This is a genomic window from bacterium, assembly GCA_035703895.1.
Lineage (GTDB): Bacteria > Sysuimicrobiota > Sysuimicrobiia > Sysuimicrobiales > Segetimicrobiaceae > Segetimicrobium.
This window is the reverse complement of the sequence record DASSXJ010000269.1, coordinates 1-4,939: the sequence shown is the minus strand read 5'-3', so window position 1 is coordinate 4,939 and position 4,939 is coordinate 1. Positions and strand designations below refer to the sequence as shown.

Sequence of the window (4,939 nt, the reverse complement as noted above, 5' to 3'; positions counted from 1 at the left end):
GTTGACCCAAGCGGCGCATGCGTCCGGGAGGCGCGCCCAGGCGACCAGGGCATCGTGGAATGGGACGCCCGGATCAGCGGGCGGCGGCGCCCGGAGGATCACGCGTTCTGGCGGTCGGGTCTCGAGGCCGTTCCCGTCTGGTTGCAGCGGGGAGGCGCCACCATCGGATATGGATATGTGCGCCTTGGGCGATCGCAGGCCGGCGAGCCGCCGAGCGTCGTGATCGGCCCGATCGGCTCCAAGGCGCCGGCAGATGCCGCCGCCTGCGTTGCTGCGGCGGTCGCGTGGGGGCGCGCCCACGGCGAGGTGATCCAAGCGGCCGTTCCCGGTCTTCATCCGGCGCTCCCGGCGCTGCTGGCGGCGGGGTTCCGCATCACCTACGTCGAGACGTATGTCGCGTCCCACGCGGATGCATTCTTCGATCCGCGAACCTACATCCCGGGGGCCGGTCTCGAGGGGAGCACCCTCTTCTAGCACCGAGTTCGGGCTTCACGCCGAGCGGCGGTGGGTGCGCTCCAGCCACGCGGCGGCCTCGCTCCTTGTGCGCGATCCGATCCGGCGCAGGATGCTTCGCAGCCTCTGCTTGATCACGGTGTCGGACATCAGCAGGCGCAGCCCCACTTCCGCCGCGCTCGCGCGGCAGACGAATTCGGAAAGGATCAGGACTTCCGTTCCGGTCAGGCTGTGCGGGCTGTTGGAGTGTTCCATCTCCTCCGACATGTCACGGTCACCTCCGCTTTGAGTAGCGCCATCGTACGCCCGGCGCGCGCCCGCACGATATGAAGCGGCTCACACGCGGGAGCGGGACGGTCGATCTCGATGCGCACGCTCATGGGGGAGATGCGGGGGCACCCGGATTTGGGGGGATGTGGAGCGTGCCAAGTTGATCAACGAAGCGTACACGGTGTTCGGCGACCCCGAACTCCGCACAGACGGGGAGCCATCTTCGTCTAACCTCGCACTCAGCGGCAGAGCGTGTCCAGCAGCAAGTCCCGCCTCTGTTGGGCCAGCTCCGCCCCCGATTCCAGCGCATCGGCGTACCATACAATAGACGCGGCGGCGAGCACCGCGAAGATCTCGGCCGGGAGCCACATCTGCCCGGTCCAGCGCCCTGCGAGGAAAACCGGGACCCCGACCATCCAGAGCGCCATATTCATCGCGTACCATGGGAGGGCTGCCGTTCCCAGCCCAACCCCCACCCCGCCCGAACGAGCCTCGAGACGCGCCGGATGGATCAGCGACAATCGGTTCGCGATTGGGAGCACGGCGGTGAGCGCAAATACCAGGGCGGCAGCGACGGCCGCGAAGACCGGGAGCGACGGCGGCCGCACTCGTATGGCTACCAGGCCGGTGCACAATGCCAGTTCGACCACCACCAGCGCCGCGGAGGACAGATTCTTGCCCAAGAAGACGTCTTGGAACCGAACCGGCGCGATGAAATATGTCTGGACACCCGTGCCGTCCGCTCCGAAGCAGTTGAGGGCCACGATACTCGACAGTGTGAACACGTAGCCCGCCATCAGCGGAAACACGGCATCCGGCGACCCGAAGTCTGTTGGCAGGATGAACATCACGAACAGCGGGCTGGCGAGGAGCCCGAAAAGTAGGCGCGGGGTCCGGATCAGGTAACGGATCTCTTTGCGAAATACCAGGCCGATCTGCGGCGGCAGTAACCCCGGGGCGGTCGATCCCGCGACCGGTCCGTTGGCACGCACCGCCTTCGGGGCCGCCGGCGCCGCCGTTTCGCTGAGATCCTCGCCGCGATACTGCACTGCGATTCGTTTCCATAAGAGTGCCCCAAATGCGGCGGCGTATGCGGCGACCGCCGCGGCGTACAGCCACGCCGGTCCGGCGCGGGCGCCCGCGGCCGCCTCGATCGCTCGCCCGGCCAGTGCAGGGGGGAGGACTCCCAGAGATGGCGATCGCTGCCACGCCGATAGGTGTCCCTCAGCGATATATCTGGTAATGAACTGCGCTCCTATGCCCATGAGCGCCATGAGTCCCAACACCACCTCGCGCGTCCGGCGCTGCGCGAGCAGGCGCTGGAGCCATGCACTGCACAACCGTTCGAGCGCAACGTTCATCGCAATGAACGCCAAGCCGGTCACCGCCCACGCGGGCAGCAGATCCGGCCGCGCCTTCCATACGCCGATCCCCATCGCGATGAGGCCGCAACCAGACGCCAGTGCCCCAAACTCTACCAGCCCGGCGGCGAGCGCGATCACGTAGAGCGCGCGCAGGTTCAGCGGGAACCGCAGGAGGCTCCGGACGTCGAAGTGCGTCTCGGCCCCCGCGGACAGCACGGGAGCTACTTGCCACAGCGCAAACGCGACCCAAAAGAGATCCGCGATGGAGTCCGGCCGGCCGCCGGCGAGCGCACGGTAGGTGGTGATGCCGAACCACAGGCTGAACGGAATGATCATCACCGTCGCGAACAACCCCGCGCCGGCCATTCCGGCCCAGCCGCCGTATCTTCCCACGGTGTTGACCAGCATCCGCCAGCGCAGCTCTGCGATCGCGCGAAGTTGCTCGGCGTTCCCCACCGCCCGCACTACATCAACCATGACAGCTCCTCAGGCCGCCGCGCCGCTTCGCCGACGACCGAGAGGAAGATCTGTTCGAGCGTCATCGAGACCCCGTCCCGCCCCGCCGCGGCGGCGCGCAGCTCAACGAGCGAGCCCTGCGCCACCAGGCGTCCCCGGTGAATGATCGCCAGATGACTGCACAACCGCTCCACGATCTCCAGCACATGCGAGGTCAAGAAGATCGTGGCGCCCCGTTCGGCCATCCGGCCAAGCAGCGTCTTCAACGCCCCGGCGGCGAGTGCATCCACACCTTCGAACGGCTCGTCCAGGAACAGGATGCGGGGCCGGTGGATCACCGCCGCCGCCAGCGCCAGCTTTTTCTTCATTCCGTGCGAGTAATCGACGATGAGGGCCTTCGGCCGCTCGGCCAGCTGCATGAACTCGAGCAGTTCCCCGGCCCGAAGCGTTGTGGTCTGTCGGTCCAGGCCGTACATGCGGCCGACGAAATTCAGGTACTCTGGCCCGGTCAGCCGGTCGAACAGTCCCATGCCCTCAGGCACGACCCCGATCTGGCGTTTCACATCCAGGGGGTGGGCCGCAAAATCGAGCCCCAGGATCTCGATCCGTCCTGCGGTCGGTGCCAGCAGCCCGGTGAGCATGCGGATCGTCGTCGATTTGCCGGCGCCGTTCGGCCCCAGGAAGCCGAAGAACTGCCCGGTCTCGACGCGCAGATCGAGCCCCGCGACCGCGGTGAGGTCACCAAACCGCCGGGACAGGTTCTGGGTGCGTATCGCCGGCTCCGTCAGATCACCTCACCGCCTTCGGTCGCGGAAGACGCCGTCGCCAGCCAACGCTGAGCCGCGCGGTAGACGAACGTCAGCGCGAGCACGCCCAGCCACGCCGCCAAGGTCTGCAGGACGACGAGCGCGGCGTCAACGGCGATGACGACGGCGGGGGGCCAGTCCTGACCGACGCGCGGGATACCGAGTGGTCGGGGCACGTTCGGAATGTCGGTGAACATGACCCTCACGGCGCCGAATGCCGTGGCGATGGCGAGCGGCACGATAATCACAATCAGGAGCGACCAGCGGACGGATCGTGCCAGAGGGACACTGGCGCGGAGGGCCGCGTTGCCGCCGAGTTGCCGGTCGATGATGAGGTGTCCGAAAAATTGGCGGTCGACCAGCCAACGCCCGACCAGGAACCCGACGGCCAGCGCGGCGGCCCCAAAGGCAGCCAATCCGATACTAACCGGGCCGCCCTTCGTGAACACCACGTACTGGGCGTAGCCCGTTCCCCCGGCGAAGGACGCGGCGAGATACAGCAAGAAGGTCATGAATCCGTACGACACCGAGGCGCGGGCGAAGCGGAGGATGCTTCGCGCGCCCGGCCACAGGTCTGCGAAGGCCGGCGCGCGATTCGTGGAGCAGGCGAGCGCGACGTTAATGTAGGCGACCCCCGTCAAGGTGCCGACCAGAAGAACGAAGAGCACGACCGGTGCCGCCGACTCAAGATTTTGCACTTCAGGGCGGGCCGGGATCGGCGGCTGCAGCTGGAGCAGGCCGCGGGCGAATAGGTCGGCCGCCGATGCGCTCACGAGAAAAAAGACCAGGTGCCGCGCGATTGTCTGGCAGCCAGATGCTAAGGCCGCGATTCCGACAAACGGTGGTTTTGGTGGGCTCAACGTATGCCCTCGGATCGAGGAACAGTCACAGGATGCTGGGCCGGACGTTCAATGCGTCCAACCGCGCATGCTGTTGTATGCCCCAGGGTCCCCGCCCGCAGACGGCCGGGGCCTGCGCGTCACTCATGCCTGCCGAGACGCCTCCTTCTACGCAGCCCGGCACCCTGTGCGCGGCGCCGGGTGCTAAAATAGTGCCTAGCGATGCGTTTCCGTCCGGAGATCGATTACTACGAGCTCCTCCAGGTGCACCCGCGGGCGTCCCCGGAGATGGTCAAGAAGGCGTACCGCACGCTCATGGGGGAGATGCGGGGACACCCAGATTTGGGGGGGGACGTAGAGCGCGCCAAGTTGATCAACGAAGCGTACACGGTGCTCGGCGACCCCGAACTCCGCCGCGCCTATGATCGTACCCGAGCCGGGAGGGCCCCGGCCTCGGGCGGGTTCTCCGGACCTGCGGACGGCGAGTTGGAGCGGCTGGCGTGGTGGGCGAGGAAGGTGGCCCTTTCGGCCGCCGTGGTGGTGGCGGCCCTGGCGCTCGCGCGCGTGCTGCGGAGCCCGGCCCTAGACCTCGCGGATCTCCTCGCCATGATCGTGCTGCTGATGAGGATCTGGAGCCAGGTCTCGCTGCCCGGACGCGCCTGAGCGGGCCCCGTTCATGCGGGCGGTGGGAAAGGCAATCGCGACCAACCCGCAGGGGGCGGCGGTAGGGGGCATGGCCATCCTCGCCGTG

The 4,939-nt window shown here is 67.5% G+C and carries 6 protein-coding genes; 2 read left to right on the top strand and 4 right to left on the bottom strand.

All coding sequences use genetic code 11. The features are described from left to right. The coding region (locus VFP86_17835) for a hypothetical protein (GenBank protein ID HET9001505.1) at positions 1–474 on the top strand (474 nt) is incomplete at its 5' end. Between the two features lie 15 nt (positions 475–489). Here VFP86_17835 and VFP86_17830 read toward each other — a convergent pair. The 4 genes from VFP86_17830 to VFP86_17815 form a co-directional block, all read right to left on the bottom strand. Beyond that, on the bottom strand, positions 490–720 hold the full coding sequence (locus tag VFP86_17830) for a hypothetical protein (protein HET9001504.1): 231 nt from the start codon (positions 718–720) through the stop codon (positions 490–492). Positions 721–962: 242 nt separating this feature from the next. Continuing rightward, positions 963–2,564, bottom strand: a complete 1,602-nt coding sequence (locus VFP86_17825; protein ID HET9001503.1) for a hypothetical protein — start codon at positions 2,562–2,564, stop codon at positions 963–965. After that, positions 2,552–3,331, bottom strand: coding sequence for an ABC transporter ATP-binding protein (locus VFP86_17820; GenBank protein HET9001502.1), 780 nt, complete (start codon positions 3,329–3,331; stop codon positions 2,552–2,554). Before VFP86_17820 ends, VFP86_17825 begins: the two co-directional genes overlap by 13 nt. Further along, positions 3,328–4,209 (bottom strand): hypothetical protein, encoded by an 882-nt coding sequence (locus tag VFP86_17815; GenBank protein ID HET9001501.1) that lies wholly within the window; start codon positions 4,207–4,209, stop codon positions 3,328–3,330. Before VFP86_17815 ends, VFP86_17820 begins: the two co-directional genes overlap by 4 nt. A 201-nt stretch (positions 4,210–4,410) precedes the next feature. Between VFP86_17815 and VFP86_17810 the strand changes: the two genes are divergently transcribed. Further along, a complete protein-coding gene (locus tag VFP86_17810) occupies positions 4,411–4,851 on the top strand; it encodes a J domain-containing protein (protein HET9001500.1) in 441 nt (146 codons plus the stop codon). Positions 4,852–4,939: the final 88 nt, after the last annotated feature.